This window comes from Spiroplasma endosymbiont of Villa modesta (genome assembly GCF_964030925.1).
Taxonomy (GTDB): Bacteria; Bacillota_I; Bacilli_A; order Mycoplasmatales; family VBWQ01; genus Spiroplasma_E.
The window spans coordinates 836,638-854,650 of record NZ_OZ034992.1 but is presented as its reverse complement, the minus strand read 5'-3'; the positions used below and the strand labels follow the sequence as shown (position 1 = coordinate 854,650).

19 protein-coding genes are annotated in these 18,013 nt (G+C 21.4%); 10 read left to right on the top strand and 9 right to left on the bottom strand.

Translation table 4 applies throughout. The features are described 5' to 3' along the window. Positions 1-84: 84 nt before the first annotated feature. Positions 85-264 carry a hypothetical protein gene (locus AAHM89_RS05490; RefSeq protein WP_342267192.1) on the bottom strand — a complete coding sequence of 60 codons (180 nt, stop codon included), beginning with the start codon at positions 262-264 and terminating at the stop codon, positions 85-87. Positions 265-361: 97 nt separating this feature from the next. Here AAHM89_RS05490 and AAHM89_RS05485 point away from each other — a divergent pair, with 97 nt between their 5' ends. Further along, positions 362-2,422 carry a hypothetical protein gene (locus tag AAHM89_RS05485; protein WP_342267191.1) on the top strand — a complete coding sequence of 687 codons (2,061 nt, stop codon included), beginning with the start codon at positions 362-364 and terminating at the stop codon, positions 2,420-2,422. 27 nt (positions 2,423-2,449) lie between these two features. Here the strand turns inward: AAHM89_RS05485 and AAHM89_RS05480 are convergent, their stop codons facing one another. Further along, a complete protein-coding gene (locus AAHM89_RS05480; protein ID WP_342265776.1) occupies positions 2,450-3,427 on the bottom strand; it encodes an IS3 family transposase in 978 nt (325 codons plus the stop codon). Positions 3,428-3,743: 316 nt separating this feature from the next. On the opposite strand from AAHM89_RS05480, the gene AAHM89_RS05475 reads away from it, so the two are divergent. From AAHM89_RS05475 to AAHM89_RS05460, 4 genes are read left to right on the top strand one after another with little or no spacing between them, the layout of a single operon-like run. Next, a complete protein-coding gene (locus tag AAHM89_RS05475) occupies positions 3,744-3,866 on the top strand; it encodes a hypothetical protein (RefSeq protein WP_255495924.1) in 123 nt (40 codons plus the stop codon). 20 nt (positions 3,867-3,886) lie between these two features. Next, positions 3,887-5,128, top strand: a complete 1,242-nt coding sequence (locus tag AAHM89_RS05470; RefSeq protein WP_342267190.1) for a hypothetical protein — start codon at positions 3,887-3,889, stop codon at positions 5,126-5,128. Beyond that, positions 5,079-6,308, top strand: a complete 1,230-nt coding sequence (locus AAHM89_RS05465) for a hypothetical protein (protein ID WP_342267189.1) — start codon at positions 5,079-5,081, stop codon at positions 6,306-6,308. The genes AAHM89_RS05470 and AAHM89_RS05465 overlap by 50 nt, the downstream gene beginning before the upstream one ends. Then, positions 6,280-7,104: a hypothetical protein gene (locus AAHM89_RS05460; protein ID WP_342267188.1), complete on the top strand. Its 825-nt coding sequence runs from the start codon at positions 6,280-6,282 to the stop codon at positions 7,102-7,104. The genes AAHM89_RS05465 and AAHM89_RS05460 overlap by 29 nt, the downstream gene beginning before the upstream one ends. Here AAHM89_RS05460 and AAHM89_RS05455 read toward each other — a convergent pair. Then, positions 7,101-7,451 (bottom strand): hypothetical protein, encoded by a 351-nt coding sequence (locus tag AAHM89_RS05455; protein WP_342267187.1) that lies wholly within the window; start codon positions 7,449-7,451, stop codon positions 7,101-7,103. The two genes, AAHM89_RS05460 and AAHM89_RS05455, sit on opposite strands and share 4 nt — an antisense overlap. 476 nt (positions 7,452-7,927) lie before the next feature. Here AAHM89_RS05455 and AAHM89_RS05450 point away from each other — a divergent pair, with 476 nt between their 5' ends. The 3 genes from AAHM89_RS05450 to AAHM89_RS05440 all read left to right on the top strand — a co-directional run bounded on the left by AAHM89_RS05450 (position 7,928) and on the right by AAHM89_RS05440 (position 9,062). Then, positions 7,928-8,101 (top strand): hypothetical protein, encoded by a 174-nt coding sequence (locus tag AAHM89_RS05450; protein ID WP_342267186.1) that lies wholly within the window; start codon positions 7,928-7,930, stop codon positions 8,099-8,101. Positions 8,102-8,436: 335 nt separating this feature from the next. Next, positions 8,437-8,859 (top strand): transposase family protein, encoded by a 423-nt coding sequence (locus AAHM89_RS05445; protein ID WP_339045912.1) that lies wholly within the window; start codon positions 8,437-8,439, stop codon positions 8,857-8,859. A gap of 23 nt (positions 8,860-8,882) precedes the next feature. Continuing rightward, a complete protein-coding gene (locus tag AAHM89_RS05440; protein ID WP_342266520.1) occupies positions 8,883-9,062 on the top strand; it encodes a hypothetical protein in 180 nt (59 codons plus the stop codon). 27 nt (positions 9,063-9,089) lie between these two features. Here the strand turns inward: AAHM89_RS05440 and AAHM89_RS05435 are convergent, their stop codons facing one another. Next, a complete protein-coding gene (locus AAHM89_RS05435; RefSeq protein WP_342265776.1) occupies positions 9,090-10,067 on the bottom strand; it encodes an IS3 family transposase in 978 nt (325 codons plus the stop codon). A 104-nt stretch (positions 10,068-10,171) separates the two neighbouring features. Here AAHM89_RS05435 and AAHM89_RS05430 point away from each other — a divergent pair, with 104 nt between their 5' ends. After that, positions 10,172-10,423 carry a transposase family protein gene (locus tag AAHM89_RS05430; protein WP_342266521.1) on the top strand — a complete coding sequence of 84 codons (252 nt, stop codon included), beginning with the start codon at positions 10,172-10,174 and terminating at the stop codon, positions 10,421-10,423. A gap of 201 nt (positions 10,424-10,624) precedes the next feature. On the opposite strand, the gene AAHM89_RS05425 is transcribed toward AAHM89_RS05430, so the two are convergent. After that, positions 10,625-11,755 carry an Mbov_0401 family ICE element transposase-like protein gene (locus tag AAHM89_RS05425; RefSeq protein WP_342267185.1) on the bottom strand — a complete coding sequence of 377 codons (1,131 nt, stop codon included), beginning with the start codon at positions 11,753-11,755 and terminating at the stop codon, positions 10,625-10,627. A 290-nt stretch (positions 11,756-12,045) separates the two neighbouring features. On the opposite strand from AAHM89_RS05425, the gene AAHM89_RS05420 reads away from it, so the two are divergent. Continuing rightward, positions 12,046-12,342, top strand: a complete 297-nt coding sequence (locus tag AAHM89_RS05420) for a hypothetical protein (RefSeq protein ID WP_342267184.1) — start codon at positions 12,046-12,048, stop codon at positions 12,340-12,342. Here AAHM89_RS05420 and AAHM89_RS05415 read toward each other — a convergent pair. Genes AAHM89_RS05415 through AAHM89_RS05400 form a run of 4 tightly spaced genes read right to left on the bottom strand, consistent with a single transcriptional unit; the run spans position 12,339 to position 18,011 of the window. Then, a complete protein-coding gene (locus AAHM89_RS05415) occupies positions 12,339-14,369 on the bottom strand; it encodes a hypothetical protein (protein ID WP_342267183.1) in 2,031 nt (676 codons plus the stop codon). The two genes, AAHM89_RS05420 and AAHM89_RS05415, sit on opposite strands and share 4 nt — an antisense overlap. Beyond that, positions 14,320-15,561: a hypothetical protein gene (locus tag AAHM89_RS05410; RefSeq protein ID WP_342267182.1), complete on the bottom strand. Its 1,242-nt coding sequence runs from the start codon at positions 15,559-15,561 to the stop codon at positions 14,320-14,322. Before AAHM89_RS05410 ends, AAHM89_RS05415 begins: the two co-directional genes overlap by 50 nt. A gap of 16 nt (positions 15,562-15,577) precedes the next feature. Further along, on the bottom strand, positions 15,578-15,700 hold the full coding sequence (locus tag AAHM89_RS05405) for a hypothetical protein (protein WP_342266153.1): 123 nt from the start codon (positions 15,698-15,700) through the stop codon (positions 15,578-15,580). Between the two features lie 4 nt (positions 15,701-15,704). Beyond that, a complete protein-coding gene (locus AAHM89_RS05400; protein ID WP_342267181.1) occupies positions 15,705-18,011 on the bottom strand; it encodes a hypothetical protein in 2,307 nt (768 codons plus the stop codon). Positions 18,012-18,013: the final 2 nt, after the last annotated feature.

The following is an 18,013-nucleotide window of genomic DNA, read 5'->3' as shown; positions in this document are numbered from 1 at the left end:
GTTTTAAAACAATTTTATTGACAATTAATTAAATTTAATTACGGAATATGTCCTATATAGAGAAATATTTAGAATAATAAGAACTTATCATAAAGTAGTAAATGTTATTAATAATCCTATTGAAAATATTAACAAATCATTTAAAAATGTTGGTTTAAAATTTTCAGTAAATACTTTATTTGGTACTGGATTATTACATCATTTAGAAAAGTTTGCATATAGTCAAGTTGTAGCAAAAAGTAAGAAAAAATTAAAAAAAGGCAAAAATAAAATACAAAAAGAAATTGAACATATAACACATAAAAAAACAAAAAAACATACTCATCATTATAAACAAGCATTTTTTAAGGAATGATAAATTATGATTAATAAACTTTGAACTGATGTCAGTCTTGAAAATTATAATAACTGATATCCATTAACTGGAAAAATTACAGAAACACCACAGCAATATATAAAAACATGACCAAATGTTAATGATTGATTTAAAACTTTTGCTATTCGCGCGCAAAATGATATTAATGCTTATATTGAATTTAATGTTGATGCTACTATTCAATTTAATAATGGTACTCAATTTAGTGCAAATAGTACTCCTACGATTAATGTTTGAGATTTAGCACCTAGTAGAATGAAAATATGAGCAAGATTAACAGAATTAAAACAAATATTTTCAAGTTATAATGATGATGAAATAGATGTTGAAAAAATTGACTTAAAAGCATTTTATACTAGAAATCAAGTTGATGAATTAATTGAACAACAAAAAGAATTTACATTATCAAAACAAATTAAATTATATGATGATTTAGTTGATGATAATGAAAATGAAATATATAGAGGTCCTGTTAGTAAATTTATTAATAAAGGTTATGTTGCAACAGATTATGATAAAGAAACTGAAACAATGATTTTAGATTGACCTGATGAAATTGGAACATTACCACCCGAAGCATTACAAAATAATCCACAAATTGGTGATTATACACATGCACCAACTTGTGATTTTTCTGCTAAACAACAAAAACGAATTACTACAAATGAAAATGAAATTACCAAATTAAATAATGAATTAATTAAAGCAAATGAAAATATTAATGATGTTAAAAATAATTGATTTAATATTGAAACTAGTCCCTTATGAAAAAAAGTTGAAAATAATAATATAGAAACATTTAAATGATATTTTATTAAAATCATTTATCAATATTCAACAGAAAATAATTTTATGAAATTTTATAAAGTAATTAAAATTTATTTAAATAATGTTTTTAATGAATTTGAATTGTTAAATGTTGATTCCATGACGTATAGTGAACAAATCCAAAATAAAAAAATTTTAAATACCGGAACTATTTACTATAACAATAGAAATAAAAAATTTAGTGGTGGAGGTAATTCTTACCCTGAACGTGGAAAAATTAACTTAATTGGTGATATAGAAGAAATATATCAATATATAGGAAAAGGTGCACCAACTGAATTTATAGCAGAAGAAAGTACTGAACGTGATTATTATACAAAACTAGAAACTAATAATTTATTAGATAAAAAACAAGATAAATTAATTGCTGGTACTAATATAACTATTGATGAAAATAATAAAATTAGTGCTACTGGTGGTAAAGTAGATTTATCTGATTATTATAAAAAATCTGTTTTTATGAAAGGATATTTTACATATAAAGATGATAGAGACCAATTATGAATAAATGATGTTTCAAATAGTTCTCTTGCTATTTCATTATTACTTAATAATAGATATGATAGATTAGAAACTACTAATAAAACTATTGTTGGTGCTGTTAATGAAATAAATAAAAAACAAGTTAAAGAAAATTGAAAAGTAATAGGTAAAAGTATAAATAATCGTAAATATGGTGATTTTAATCTTGCTTTTAATACTCTTTATAGAGTAATTATTACATGGGAATCTCCACCATTTCATCAAGTAAATACAAGAATAACAGTAGAATTTAAAACAGGTAATTATTTAGGTGGAATACATGGAAGTAAAATATTTCTTACAAAAGGTTTAATTAATAATGAAGAAGGTATTTTATATTTACAATTATTAGATATTAATAAATGACAATTAATTTTAGAAGGTGGAAATGAAAAATATGCAAATATTTTTTCATTAGAAGAATTACAAAATACAGTTAAAGTAGATATTATTCAACCTATAAAAATTACAAGTCATACTTTAAAAATAAATAAATTAAAAAATAATGAGATTAATATTGAATTACCAAATACTCCAACACCAACTCCAAATATTTCACAATGAAAAGAAGTAGGAGAAGTTATAACAGATAAAAATAATAATAATCAAAATTTTATAAAATATATATTTAAAGATAAAACACATTATAGAATATATATAAGTTATGGTGATTATACAAGGGTGGTTGGCCCTTAATTACTGGACCATTTTTGATATAAAATTCTAAATTTTAATTTGTAAAATTGGTGGTTTTAGAAATTTAGAATGTATTCTTTCATAATTGTAAAACATAACATATTGATTTACATCATTTATAGCTTCATTGATGGATAAATATTGATTTGATCCTTTAGGTAGTCATTCTTGAGATAAATGAGAAAATCAGTTTTCAGATAATACATTACCACCAATATCATAAGGTTGTTTTTTGCTTAAAATTATTTGTTTATCCTCTGCTCATTTTGTGATATCCTGACAATAAAATTCGTTGGCGTTATCTGAATGTAAAATAACATTTTTTACTTGATTTCAAGAAAATTGTTTGTTGATTTTTTCAAGAGCAGGAAGAATTAAATCCTGATATGATTTATTAGGAGCAATATTATAACTAACAACATTATTTGAATAAAAATCAATAATTACAAAAAGATATAATCATCCTTCTTTAGTATTTATTTGTTTAGTGTCCATTGATCAAATTTGATTTGAAGAGGTTGTACTTTTATAATCTTTGTTTACTTTATCCATTGTAGGTATTCACTTATTTGGATTTTTTTTGTTTTTAGGATAGTTATTTTTAGTTTGTTTTAATCCTTGAATATTGTGTTCTTTCATAATTTTTCGCATTTGTTTTATTGATAATTCTATATTTAAAATGATATTTTTTTCTTGTTTTAATCACTCTTTAAAAGCTGAAAAAATTCTTAAATATCCATAAATTCTGCCTTTTCTTGTAGAATGAAATTCGATTAAAAGTTGGCATATTTTTTGATATTTATGATTGCATTTAATAATATGATTTTCTTCTTTTTTAATAGGTTTTTGTTTATTTTTTAAAAAGTAATATGTTGATCTGTTTAATTGAAGATATTGACATAGGTTTCTAATTGAATATTGATTTTTACAATCATCAATAATTTTAATTTTTTCTTTGATATTTAATTTGTTAATTACTAATGCTATTTGTTTAATTTTATCCATTAATAAAAATCCTTTCAGGTTAAAATTAGTGTTAATTATATAACACAATTGTTTTTAGAATACATTCAGGTTTTTTAAATTAATGGTCTAGTAAAAAGGGCTAAGTGGCCAAGTAAAGAAAATAATAAAAATTATAGTTGACAAATAATTAATTTTTATTATCAATTAGATACAAGCGTTGTAAAAAGTAGTTTATGAATAGCGAATAATAACAATAACCAACAAACTGAAATTAATATTTATAACAATAGAATAATGTGGGGTATGGGTAGAGATTATATTTTTAAAAAATTAGAAGAATTACAGGAATAATATTATGTTTTTTAAAATTATAAAGATTATTTTAGGTTTAATTGGAGTAATTCTATCATCAGCAACTGCTGGTTTAATTATATTTATTATTGTCAAAATTATATTAAAAATTAATCAAATATTTTAAAAAGAAAGGTGGTGAATATTATGTTAGGTAGATTTTTTAGAAAAGATAAAAGTAATATTAGTGATAATCAAAATGAAAAAGTAAAATTTTTAACTAATAAAAATAAAAGTACTCATGCTTCTATTTTAAATTATTTTGGTTTTAATGACTTTAACCATGAAACTTATTTCACTGATTTTGTAGCAGAAAATAATGCTAATTTATATAATGCTCCATTAGAAATTAATAATGAAACTATTAAAAAATATTTAATTCAAGAAGAATTTTATAGAAAAAATTGAAATTCAATTTTTAAGTTAAGTAAATTAGGAATTAGCGGTTATTTAATTTATATTGCTAATGATGATTTATATTTTCAAGTAGTTGATATACAACAAAGAGTTTATGATTTTACTAGTAAATTAATTCAATGTACTATTTTTTATGATAGTTATGAACAAAATGCACAAACTGTAAGATTATTTGAAATTTATACACTAAATAATGAACAAGTAACTATTAATCGTGCAATTTATAGTATTAGTGATAATAAAAAACAATTTCCATTAGATTTTAAATCATATATTAATAACGCTAATTTAGAACAAGAACAAACACTAAATATTAACTATATACCAATAGCAATTATGCGAAATAAAGCAAATGAACTAGCAGATTGTAATAAAGTAATGGATAAAATTAAAGCATTAGATGTCATTTATGAACAAATTGTTTTAGATACCATTTTAAATTCACCTAAATTTATATTTAGTCAAACTTATGGTAATGTTCAATCAACATTAGAAGAAGCAGTAAGAACATTAGTTACTAAAAATTACATATTTAAAAGCGGTGGAGATAATAATGAACAAAACGAAAACATCAATATGACAAATAGCAACTTTAAAGGTAAAAACTTAACTGATATATACGATTGAAATGTTAATGAAATATTTAAACGTTGTGGTATTCATATACCAAGTCAAAAGAAATCTGCACAACAATCAGTTCCCGAAAGTACAGTTGTAAATATTTCAACCATTAATTATATTGAACAAAAATTATGGCAATTTAATATTGATATTCTTAAATTTATTCAAATATTAGTACGTTTAGATAAAGATTTATTAAATAGTAAAACATTTAATATTAATGATGAACAAGAAATTAATAACTTAACAGTTAAATTAAAATTATTTAATCCCGAAAATAACCAATTAATAGGAGAGAACAATGGAAAACAACAACAAACCACAAACGAAGTTTCCACAGAAACAAACTAAACTTAATCAAGCAGAAGTAGAAAATGATTATTTAATTGATAATATTCCTTATGATTTTACAAATATGATGAGTGCTACTAGTGACCCAGATATTAATAGAGCATACGATGAATTTAAAAAAAGAACAATTTATATTTATGAAATTGAACGTTTATTTAAAAATAATGAAAATAATAGTTTAAGATTTTCAGCAAATACTATTAAAATAGGTTTTATTGATATTGATAAAGTATTAAAAACTATTGCAGTTGAAACATCTGATTTTACTATGCAATTAAATCAAAGAGCAAGTACTAATATTAATGATAATACAATTGAATATAGTATGACTGATATTAAAAATTTAATTTTTCAAGAAATAAATTTATTAAATCAATTTAAGTTATATGCTGTATCTATTAATGAACCTTTAACAGAAAATAATATTGATAACTTATATATCATTAATAATTATTCACAACCTTATCAAAATCCAAAAACAAGAAGTACTAAAAGTATTACTATTATTAAAATTAAAGATTTTAAAACAAGAGATAGTTATCCAATCATTATTAAATTACAAAAACCATTAGATAAAGATACCAAAGTTATTGGTTTAAAAATTAAAGCCCCTAGAAGCATGATTTTTGGCAATATAAAAGTACTTGGTGAAGTTGACAATATGGAAGTATACCCAAAGTTATTTGTTAAAGATAAGATAGCATTTCCGCTGTTATCAATGCCTATTGAAACTCAACCAAAAGTTAGAATATTACAACAATGATTTAGTGAACAAATTTTACCTTGAAATTTAGCAAAACAATTTATTGGACAAGAAAAATCAGTTTTAGATTTAATTAAAATTAGTACTGGTACTGTCACAAGAAAAGAAGTTATTAATAATGCAAGAGTAACTGATACTTGACTAGGTTGAGAAATGGGTGCTGTTTGAGATGGTAATTGACCATTAAAACACGAAATACATTTAGAAGATAAAAAAGTTTTATCTTATAGTAATGAGGGATGATATGTTTATCTTGCAACCAATAATAGATTTAAAAGTATAGCAATTGAAATACAAGATGCACCAACAATTGATAGTTTACAACAACTATTATTAGATATGCTAAGTTATACATATAATTATAATAGAAATTTTAATGGTGCAGAATATGATGATAAAGGTAAAGCAAAAAAATAAAATGGCAGAATTACGTGATACATTTTCTGGACAAAAACCGGATGAAATAATTACTAACTTATTTAAACAATGAGAGTTTGAATATCGAAATTATATAACTTTACCACAAATACAAATATTTAAACAAGTATTTATTATGTTATCAAAATATATTTATTCATCATTATCAATTAATAAAGTATTAAACGATGATAATAAAATATTATTACCTTATTATTTCGAATTAAAATCAAGTCCTATAAAACCAAGTGATAAAGAAATTTGAAAATTCAAAGATGTAAAAGTAGTTTTAAAATCTGAGTATTTTGACTTTACAGATATTAATAATATTAAATTAAAAAATAATGATATTAGCCAAAATGAATTATTTAAATTAGATGATAACCAGTTTAATTGATTATCTATTACAAATGAATTAGAAAGTAACAATATTCCATCATTAATTCCTGCTGATTGAACATTAAGTAATGGTGAATATGGTAAATATTTTACAAAAACAATTATTAATAAAGATAAAATTAAAGATATATTAAATTTATATGGTTCAAATAAATCTCAATTATTTTCAAAACTAGAATTTTATAAAGAAATTTCACAAATTGATAATATTAATGAATTTGAATTACAAATTGAAAATCCGATTAACAATTTAAATCGGATTGAAATTAGTGGAATATTTGGTTCTGGAAATTATGATTTAACTTTAATAACTGATAAACAAGAAATAAATTTAAAAAATATAAATTTATTTGATAAATATAATGAAAATATTTCATATATAAATATTGAAATTTAATTATCAAAATATCCATCAGGATATTGACCATTTCATTTTATATCATCTTTAAATGTTGGCTTAATACCAAAATATAAATCTATTTTATTTTCATCATATAAATTTTTAGTTTCTCATATTGTTGTTCCAGCCCCCCAGTAGACTATATAGTCATGTCCTAAATATGACTTATAATTATAAGTTTTATAATATGACATTATACTTAATAATAATGCGGTTATAACAGCACTTCATAATATTATTTTTTTATAATTTGTTTTAATTCATTTTTTAAAATTATTTATTTTTTTTCCTTTTTGTTTTGTCACACTTTGGACATCTTTTATTAGTTCTTTGCTATCTTGCATTTTAATTACTCCTTATTTTATTTTTTTATTCCGCCATGGCATGAACATGCACCTTTACCATGACTATTAGTTCAAGTACCATCATTACATTGAATAGTATATCCTGTGAATGAACATCGATAAGTGCTTATAGAAAATGATGGTATTGATGCAAGATATAAAATCGTTGTCATAATTTTTTTCATATTAAATTACTCCTTTTTTCCTTGATTTTACTTTTAAATTGTACTATTTTATATTATTTTTACAAGTATGCTTTTAAATGCAAAATAACGCCTAAATTAAAGGCGTTTATTTTATGATACCTATACTATTAATTATATTGAAATTGTTTATTATATTTTAAATATGAAAGTTGTTTTTTTTTATTTAATTTTAAATTACACTTATATATGTATATAATAAACAAGTAAATTAATATTTTAAATTATTTACAATAAATTTTGATTTTTTTAAAATAGTTAGGAGAAGTAAATTTGAATTTTAATTATAAATGAAATTTTAGAGAACAAAATGCAAAAATTGATAAATTAGTTTTAAAACATATAACAAATAAATGAGAAAAAATAGATTGAAGAATAAAAAATACAAGAGATAAAAAGAAATATAAAATTGTTGAGGGAGATTGTCAAAAATCCGGAATAAATTAATTCATATAGTCTTATTATTATGTTAGACAAGAAATAATTAGGATTTTTATGAAATTGTATTTAAATAATATAATTTTTTTAACTTAAATGCAACTAAAATACTTATTTTTAAAAATTACTAAAAAATTAAAAAATAAATTTAATATTTATACACAACAAAAATTCTTATTAAAACACATTTAATAAGTTTTATTCTATTTTGATTTTTAAAAAAAAGTTAAATTTTAATTTATAGACATATTCCGTAATTAAATTTTTTAAAAGTCAATTAATAATTTTAAAATTTATTTTATAATTTTGTTATTAACAATAAATTTAGAAAAGTGTTGATAAAAATGATTTTTGAAAATTTAAAAAAATTAAAAAATGAAGAATTTTACAGATATTTTGGTATAAAACGTTTTCATTTTAATGAAATGTTAGAAAAATTAATTGAAATAGAAAAATTAGAAAAAAATAAAGGTCGAAAAAATAAACTTTCAGTAGAAGAAAGATTAATGATGACTTTATTATACTGAAAAGAATATTATACTTTTTTTCAAATGAGTATTAAATCTAAAATGAGCCCATCAAGTTGTTTTCGAAATATTACTTGAGTAGAAAATAAACTTAGTAACCACAAAGATTACCAATTTTTAAAAGAAAGATATAAATTAAAAATTGATAAAAAACAAGAAAATTCAAATGAATTTCAATTTTATTTAATTGATTCAACTGAGATTGAAATTGAAAGACCAACTAAAAAAAACTACAGTTAGAATATTTTTCTGGTAAAAGTTGAATGTATTCTATAAAATTTCAAATTGTATATGATTTTTTTAATAAAAAAATTGTTGATATTTTTGCTGATAATGGTAAAGTGCATGATTTTCAAATATTAAAAAATTCAAATCTTGAATTTTCAGAAAAAACAATAATTATTGGTGATTTAGGATATCAAGGTATGGTGGTTGGCCCTTAATTACTGGACCATTTTTGATATAAAATTCTAAATTTTAATTTGTAAAATTGGTGGTTTTAGAAATTTAGAATGTATTCTTTCATAATTATAAAACATAACATATTGATTTACATCATTTATAGCTTCATTGATGGATAAATATTGATTTGATCCTTTAGGTAGTCATTCTTGAGATAAATGAGAAAATCAGTTTTCAGATAATACATTACCACCAATATCATAAGGTTGTTTTTTGCTTAAAATTATTTGTTTATCCTCTGCTCATTTTGTGATATCCTGACAATAAAATTCGTTGGCGTTATCTGAATGTAAAATAACATTTTTTACTTGATTTCAAGAAAATTGTTTGTTGATTTTTTCAAGAGCAGGAAGAATTAAATCCTGATATGATTTATTAGGAGCAATATTATAACTAACAACATTATTTGAATAAAAATCAATAATTACAAAAAGATATAATCATCCTTCTTTAGTATTTATTTGTTTAGTGTCCATTGATCAAATTTGATTTGAAGAGGTTGTACTTTTATAATCTTTGTTTACTTTATCCATTGTAGGTATTCACTTATTTGGATTTTTTTTGTTTTTAGGATAGTTATTTTTAGTTTGTTTTAATCCTTGAATATTGTGTTCTTTCATAATTTTTCGCATTTGTTTTATTGATAATTCTATATTTAAAATGATATTTTTTTCTTGTTTTAATCACTCTTTAAAAGCTGAAAAAATTCTTAAATATCCATAAATTCTGCCTTTTCTTGTAGAATGAAATTCGATTAAAAGTTGGCATATTTTTTGATATTTATGATTGCATTTAATAATATGATTTTCTTCTTTTTTAATAGGTTTTTGTTTATTTTTTAAAAAGTAATATGTTGATCTGTTTAATTGAAGATATTGACATAGGTTTCTAATTGAATATTGATTTTTACAATCATCAATAATTTTAATTTTTTCTTTGATATTTAATTTGTTAATTACTAATGCTATTTGTTTAATTTTATCCATTAATAAAAATCCTTTCAGGTTAAAATTAGTGTTAATTATATAACACAATTGTTTTTAGAATACATTCAGGTTTTTTAAATTAATGGTCTAGTAAAAAGGGCTAAGTGGCTATACAAAATATTTATAAAAATACAATAATACCAATTAAAAGAACTAAAAATAAAAAATTAACTAAACAAGAAAGAAAATACAATAAGATTGTATCTAAAATTAGAATTAAAGTTGAACATGTCTTTGCTTGATTGAAAAGATTCAAAATTTTAGTAAATAAATGTAGAAAATCTAAATTTAGACTTATGTACTTAAGATTTAACTTACTTTGTGAAATTTTTAATAAAATAAAACCATTAAAATAAAAAAAATATTAAAAATATTTTTTTAAAATTTAAATTTTTATCGAGTTAATATAAAAATATTATTAACAATTTTTTGTTTAAAATGTAAACTCATTTTTTAAACTATTTTTTCAAAAAATATTTATTTCTATATTCAATAACACTAAATAGTTTTAAAACAATTTTATTGACAATTAATTAAATTTAATTACGGAATATGTCCTATAATAATTGTATCTCTGTATTTATCTTATTACATTTAAAAATAACCATTTTAATATAAATTGAAATATTATAAGTTCTATTACCAAGCATTTCTTTTAAAACATGTCAAATATTAGTTTCAGTAAAGCAACCAATATTTCATTTTGCACCTTGATTTTCAATACCTTGTTTATTATTTTTAAAATATTTTTTCTTTAATTTTTTATGATTATCTAATTCTTTATATAAATAATCAATTAATTGTTCATATTGACCATTATTAATTAAATTTTTACAGTAATTATATTCTTTTAAATATTTTCCTTTATTTCCCGCCATTATTCCAAGATATAATGTTCTAATTAAATGGAATTTATCTAAAACAAACTGTGCACCTAAATAATCAGCAACTTCTTTAATTCATCCTGCACTATCACCACAAATAATAATTTTTGCTTGTTCAATGTTTTCATAAAATTTTTGACAATGTTCTTTAACAAATTCAGCAGTTTTTTTAACACCAATTGCTGTTTTTGTTGGTCTTATTATTGCCTTTACTCTTTTATTTTGTACTTTATGATTAATATTATCTGTATATGTTACTATTAATCGCATAGAATGTTTTGTACCTTTACGTTTAAAATTTCAAAATTTTCGGTGACCATCATCAATAGCAACAAAAATAGGCTGATTTTTTTCTAACTTTACTTTTACTGGATTTGCTTCAATTACTTCTAAATTTTTAAAAACTCTATGAATAGAACTAAGACTAATATTTGCTTTTTTTATAATATCTCAAATATCTCTGTATCTTTTTCCATCAGCAAAATATTCAATAATAGTTTGTTCAATATCTTCACCTATTCTTTTATATTTTGGCAGTTCTAGTATTTCATCAACTAAACAAATACGAACTCATTTTTGCAATTTTTCATCAAAGTATTCATAAATTCTTCTTTTATAAGTTACTAATCCATGTATAGTTTTTCTCATTCGATATTGATAATCAACAATTTTATATTTCTTTTTATCTCTTGTATTTTTTATTCTTCAATCTATTTTTTCTCATTTATTTGTTATATGTTTTAAAACTAATTTATCAATTTTTGCATTTTGTTCTCTAAAATTTCATTTATAATTAAAATTCAAATTTACTTCTCCTAACTATTTTAAAAAAATCAAAATTTATTGTAAATAATTTAAAATATTAATTTACTTGTTTATTATATAAATATATAAGTGTAATTTAAAATTAAATAAAAAAACCACTTTCATATTTAAAATATAATAAACAATTTCAATATAATTAATAGTATAAGGTCTCATAAAATAAACGCCTTTAATTTAGGCGTTATTTTGCATTTAAAAGCATACTTGTAAAAATAATCAAAAATAGTACAATTTAAAAGTAAAATCAAGGAAAAAAGGAGTAATTTAATATGAAAACATGAATAAAAACAAATTTAAGTAAAATAACATTAGCATTAGCACTAACTGGTGCAGTAAGTGGAATAACTGGTTTAATAATTGGTTCAATAGCACATAATCAAACTAATGGTTATCAATCATTTTTAGGACATGACTATACAGTCTACTGAGGGGGGGCTGGGACAACTATATGAGCAACAAAAACTAATGATAAATATAAAATAAATTTATCTTTTGGTATAAAAAAACCTTTAACAACTGATATAAAATGAGATGGTATTTATCCTGATGGATATTTTGATAATTAAATTTCTAAATTTATATAAGAAACATTTTCATTATATTTATCAAATAAATTAATATTTTGTAAGTTTATTTCTTGTTTATCTGTTACTAAAATTAAATCATAATTTCCAGCACCAAAAATACCACTTATTTCAATCCGATTTAAATTATTAATCGGATTTTCAACTTGTAATTCAAATTTATTATCATTATCAATTTCCGATATTTCTTTATAAAATTCTAATTTAGAAAATAATTGCGATTTATTTGAACCATATAAATTTAAAGCATTTTCAATTTTTATTTTTTCAATAATTGTTCTTGTGAAATATTTTCCATATTCACCATTACCTAATGTTCAATCAGCAGGAATTAATGAAGGTATGTTATTAGTTTCTAATTCATTTGTAATAGATAATCAATTAAATTGATTATCGTCTAATTTAAATAATTCATTTTGACTAATATCATTATTTTTTAGTTTAATATTATTTATATCTGTAAAATCAAAATATGAAGATTTTAATATTACTTTTACATCTTTAAATCTTCAAATTTCATCAGGTGTAGGATGTATTGGGCTTGATTTTAATTCAAAATAATAAGGTAATAAAATTTTATTATCATCATTTAAACCTTTATTAATTGATAATATTGAATAAATATATTCCGATAACATAATAAATATTTGTTTGAAAATTCTTACTTGTTTTAAATTAATATAGTTTGGATAATCTAATTTTCATTGTTTAAATAAATTAGTAATAACATCTTCTGGTTTTTGTCCTTCAAATTTTTCACGTAATTTCGCTATATTATTTAATGGTTTACCATTCTTTTCTTGGTATGTTGCTCCTTCAAAATTTCTATTGTAGTTATATGTGTAACTTAGCATATCTAATAATAGTTTTTGTAAACTGTCATTAGTTGGTGCATCTTTTATTTCAATTTCAATATCATCAAATCTATTATTAGTTGCAACATATTGATAAAATTGACTTTCACCCGCAAAATTTCAAACTTCTTTATCTTTTAATTCTTTTTGTTTTTTTAATGGTCACTTACCATCTCAAACAGTTCCCATTTCATATCCTAATCAAGTATGTGTAACTCTTGCGTTTTTAATAACTTCTCTTCTTGTTTCAGTTCCAGTACTAATTTTAATCAAATCTAAAACTGATTTTTCTTGTCCAATAAATTGCTTTGCTAAATTTCAAGGCAGTATTTGTTCACTAAATCATTGTTGTAATATTCTAACTTTTGGTTGAGTTTCAATAGGCATTGATAACAGTGGAAATGCTATCTTATCTTTAACAAATAACTTTGGGTATACTTCCATATTGTCAACTTCACCAAGTACCTTTATATTGCCAAAAATCATGCTTCTAGGTGCTTTAATTTTTAAACCAATTACTTTGGTATCTTTGTCTAATGGTTTTTGTAATTTAATAATAATTGGATAACCATCTCTTGTTTTAAAATCTTTAATTTTAATAATAGTAATACTTTTAGTACTTCTTGTTTTTGGATTTTGATAAGGTTGTGAATAATTATTAATGATATATAAATTATCAATATTATTTTCAGTTAATGGTTCATTAATAGATACAGCATATAACTTAAATTGATTTAATAAATTTATTTCTTGAAATATTAAATTTTTAATATCAGTCATACTATATTCAATTGTATTATCATTAATATTTGTACTTGCTCTTTGATTTAATTGCATAGTAAAATCAGATGTTTCAGCAGCAGTAGTTTTTAATACTTTATCAATATCAATAAAACCTATTTTAATAGTATTTGCTGAAAATCTTAAACTATTATTTTCATTATTTTTAAATAAACGTTCAATTTCATAAATATAAATTGTTCTTTTTTTAAATTCATCGTATGCTCTATTAATATCTGGGTCACTAGTAGCACCCATCATATTAGTAAAGTCATAAGGAATATTATCAATTAAATAATCATTTTCTACTTCTGCTTGATTTAATTTAGTTTGTTTCTGTGGAAACTTCGTTTGTGGTTTGTTGTTGTTTTCCATTGTTCTCTCCTATTAATTGGTTATTTTCGGGATTAAATAATTTTAATTTAACAGTTAAATTATTAATTTCTTGTTCATCATTAATATTAAATGTTTTACTATTTAATAAATCTTTATCTAAACGTACTAATATTTGAATAAATTTAAGAATATCAATATTAAATTGTCATAATTTTTGTTCAATATAATTAATGGTTGAAATATTTACTGCTGTACTTTCGGGAACTGATTGTTGTGCAGATTTCTTTTGACTTGGTATATGAATACCACAACGTTTAAATATTTCATTAACATTTCAATCATATATATCAGTTAAATTTTTACCTTTAAAATTACTATTTGTCATATTGATATTTTCGTTTTGTTCATTATTATCTCCACCACTTTTAAATATGTAATTTTTAGTAACTAATGTTCTTACTGCTTCTTCTAATGTTGATTGAACATTACCATAAGTTTGACTAAAAATAAACTTTGGTGAGTTTAAAATAGTATCTAAAACTATTTGTTCATAAATAACATCTAATGCTTTAATTTTATCCATTACTTTATCACAATCTGCTAATTCATTTGCTTTATTTCGCATAATTACTATTGGTATATAATTAATATTTAATGTTTGTTCTTGTAATAAATTAGGATTATTAATAAATGATTTAAAATCTAATGGAAATTGTTTTTTATTATCACTAATACTATAAATTGCACGATTAATAGTTACTTGTTCATTATTTAGTGTATAAACTTCAAATAATCTTACAGTTTGTGCATTTTGTTCATAATTATCATAAAAAATAGTACATTGAATTAATTTACCAGTAATATCATAAACTCTTTGTTGTATATCTACTACTTGAAAATATAAATTATCATTTGCAATATAAATTAAATAACCACTAATTCCTAATTTACTTAATTTAAAAATAGAATTTCAATTTTTTCTATAAAATTCTTGTTGAATTAGATACTGTTTAATAGTTTCATTATTAATTTCTAATGGAGCATTATATAAATTAGCATTATTTTCTGCTACAAAATCAGTGAAATAAGTTTCATGGTTAAAATCATTAAAACCAAAATAATTTAAAATTGAAGCATGAGTACTTTTATTTTTATTAGTTAAAAATTTTACTTTTTCATTTTGATTATCACTAATATTACTTTTATCTTTTCTAAAAAATCTACCTAACATAATATTCACCACCTTTCTAAAATATTTGATTAATTTTTAATATTATTTTTACAATAATAAATATAATTAAACCCGCTATTGCTGATGATAAAATTACTCCAATTAAACCTAAAATAATCTTTATAATTTTAAAAAACATAATATTATTCCTGTAATTCTTCTAATTTTAAAAGTTGGCCAAATCTTGCAGGGTCACTAATAATAGCAATTGTATCATTCTGCATTTGTAAAGAAAGCATTATTCTACCATTAATATTATCTCAATCCAAAGTTTGAACCTCTTTATTTAATTCACCATATAAAAATTCTTTACAAATAAAAGCAATTTTTTTACTACTGAATTGGTTTTCAAAATTATAATAAATTTTATATTTAGTATTTGATTTAAAAGTATATTTAATATGATTTATATTAACTTTTGTTCCTACTTCTTTTCATTGTGAAATATTTGGATTTGGTGTTGGAGTATTTGGTAATTCAATATTAATCTCATTATTTTTTAATTCATTTATTTTTAAAGTATGACTTGTAATTTTTATAGGTTGAATAATATCTACTTTAACTGTATTTTGTAATTCTTCTAATGAAAAAATATTTGCATATTTTTCATTTCCACCTTCTAAAATTAATTGTCATTTATTAATATCTAATAATTGTAAATATAAAATACCTTCTTCATTATTAATTAAACCTTTTGTAAGAAATATTTTACTTCCATGTATTCCACCTAAATAATTACCTGTTTTAAATTCTACTGTTATTCTTGTATTTACTTGATGAAATGGTGGAGATTCCCATGTAATAATTACTCTATAAAGAGTATTAAAAGCAAGATTAAAATCACCATATTTACGATTATTTATACTTTTACCTATTACTTTTCAATTTTCTTTAACTTGTTTTTTATTTATTTCATTAACAGCACCAATAATAGTTTTATTAGTAGTTTCTAAATTAGAAATTTCTTGACCAACAGCATTTAATTGAAATGCAATAGGAAATTGTGCTTTTGTATCTTCTAATTTTTTATCTACTTCTTCTTTTTTATAATAATCAGATAAATCTACTTTACCACCAGTAACACTAATTTTATTATTTTCATCAATTTTAATATTTTCACCAGCAATTAACTTATCTTGTTTTTTATCTAATAAATTATTAGTTTCTATTTTTGTATAATAATCATGTTCAGTACCTTCTTCTGCTATAAATTCAGTTGGTGTACCTTTTCCTATATATTGATATATTTCTTGTATATCACCAATTAAATTAATTTTTCCACGTTCAGGATAAGAATTACCGCCACCACTAAATGTTTTATTTCTATTGTTATAGTAAATAGTTCCAATATTTAAAATATTTTTATTTTGTATTTGTTCTTTATAAGTCATGGAATCAACATTTAACAATTCAAATTCATGAAAAATATTATTTAAATAAATTTTAATTACTTTATAAAATTTCATAAAGTTATTTTCTGTTGAATATTGATAACTGATTTTAATAAAATATCATTTAAATGTTTCAATATTATTATTTTCAACTTTTTTTCATAAGGGACTAGTTTCAATATTAAATCAATTATTTTTAACATCATTAATATTTTCATTTGCTTTAATTAATTCATTATTTAATTTGGTAATTTCATTTTCATTTGTAGTAATTCGTTTTTGTTGTTTAGCAGAAAAATCACAAGTTGGTGCATGTGTATAATCACCAATTTGTGGATTATTTTGTAATGCTTCGGGTGGTAATGTTCCAATTTCATCAGGTCAATCTAAAATCATTGTTTCAGTTTCTTTATCATAATCTGTTGCAACATAACCTTTATTAATAAATTTACTAACAGGACCTCTATATATTTCATTTTCATTATCATCAACTAAATCATCATATAATTTAATTTGTTTTGATAATGTAAATTCTTTTTGTTGTTCAATTAATTCATCAACTTGATTTCTAGTATAAAATGCTTTTAAGTCAATTTTTTCAACATCTATTTCATCATCATTATAACTTGAAAATATTTGTTTTAATTCTGTTAATCTTGCTCATATTTTCATTCTACTAGGTGCTAAATCTCAAACATTAATCGTAGGAGTACTATTTGCACTAAATTGAGTACCATTATTAAATTGAATAGTAGCATCAACATTAAATTCAATTGGTGTACGATTAAATACTCAATGTTCAACCATAACATAAACCATATCTCTTAATGTTTCTTTAATTAATTCATCTTTAAAACTATCAAAAGGAAATTTAGATAAAATAAAATCAAGATAAGCATTAATATCATTTTGCGCGCGAATAGCAAAAGTTTTAAATCAATCATTAACATTTGGTCATGTTTTTATATATTGCTGTGGTGTTTCTGTAATTTTTCCAGTTAATGGATATCAGTTATTATAATTTTCAAGACTGACATCAGTTCAAAGTTTATTAATCATAA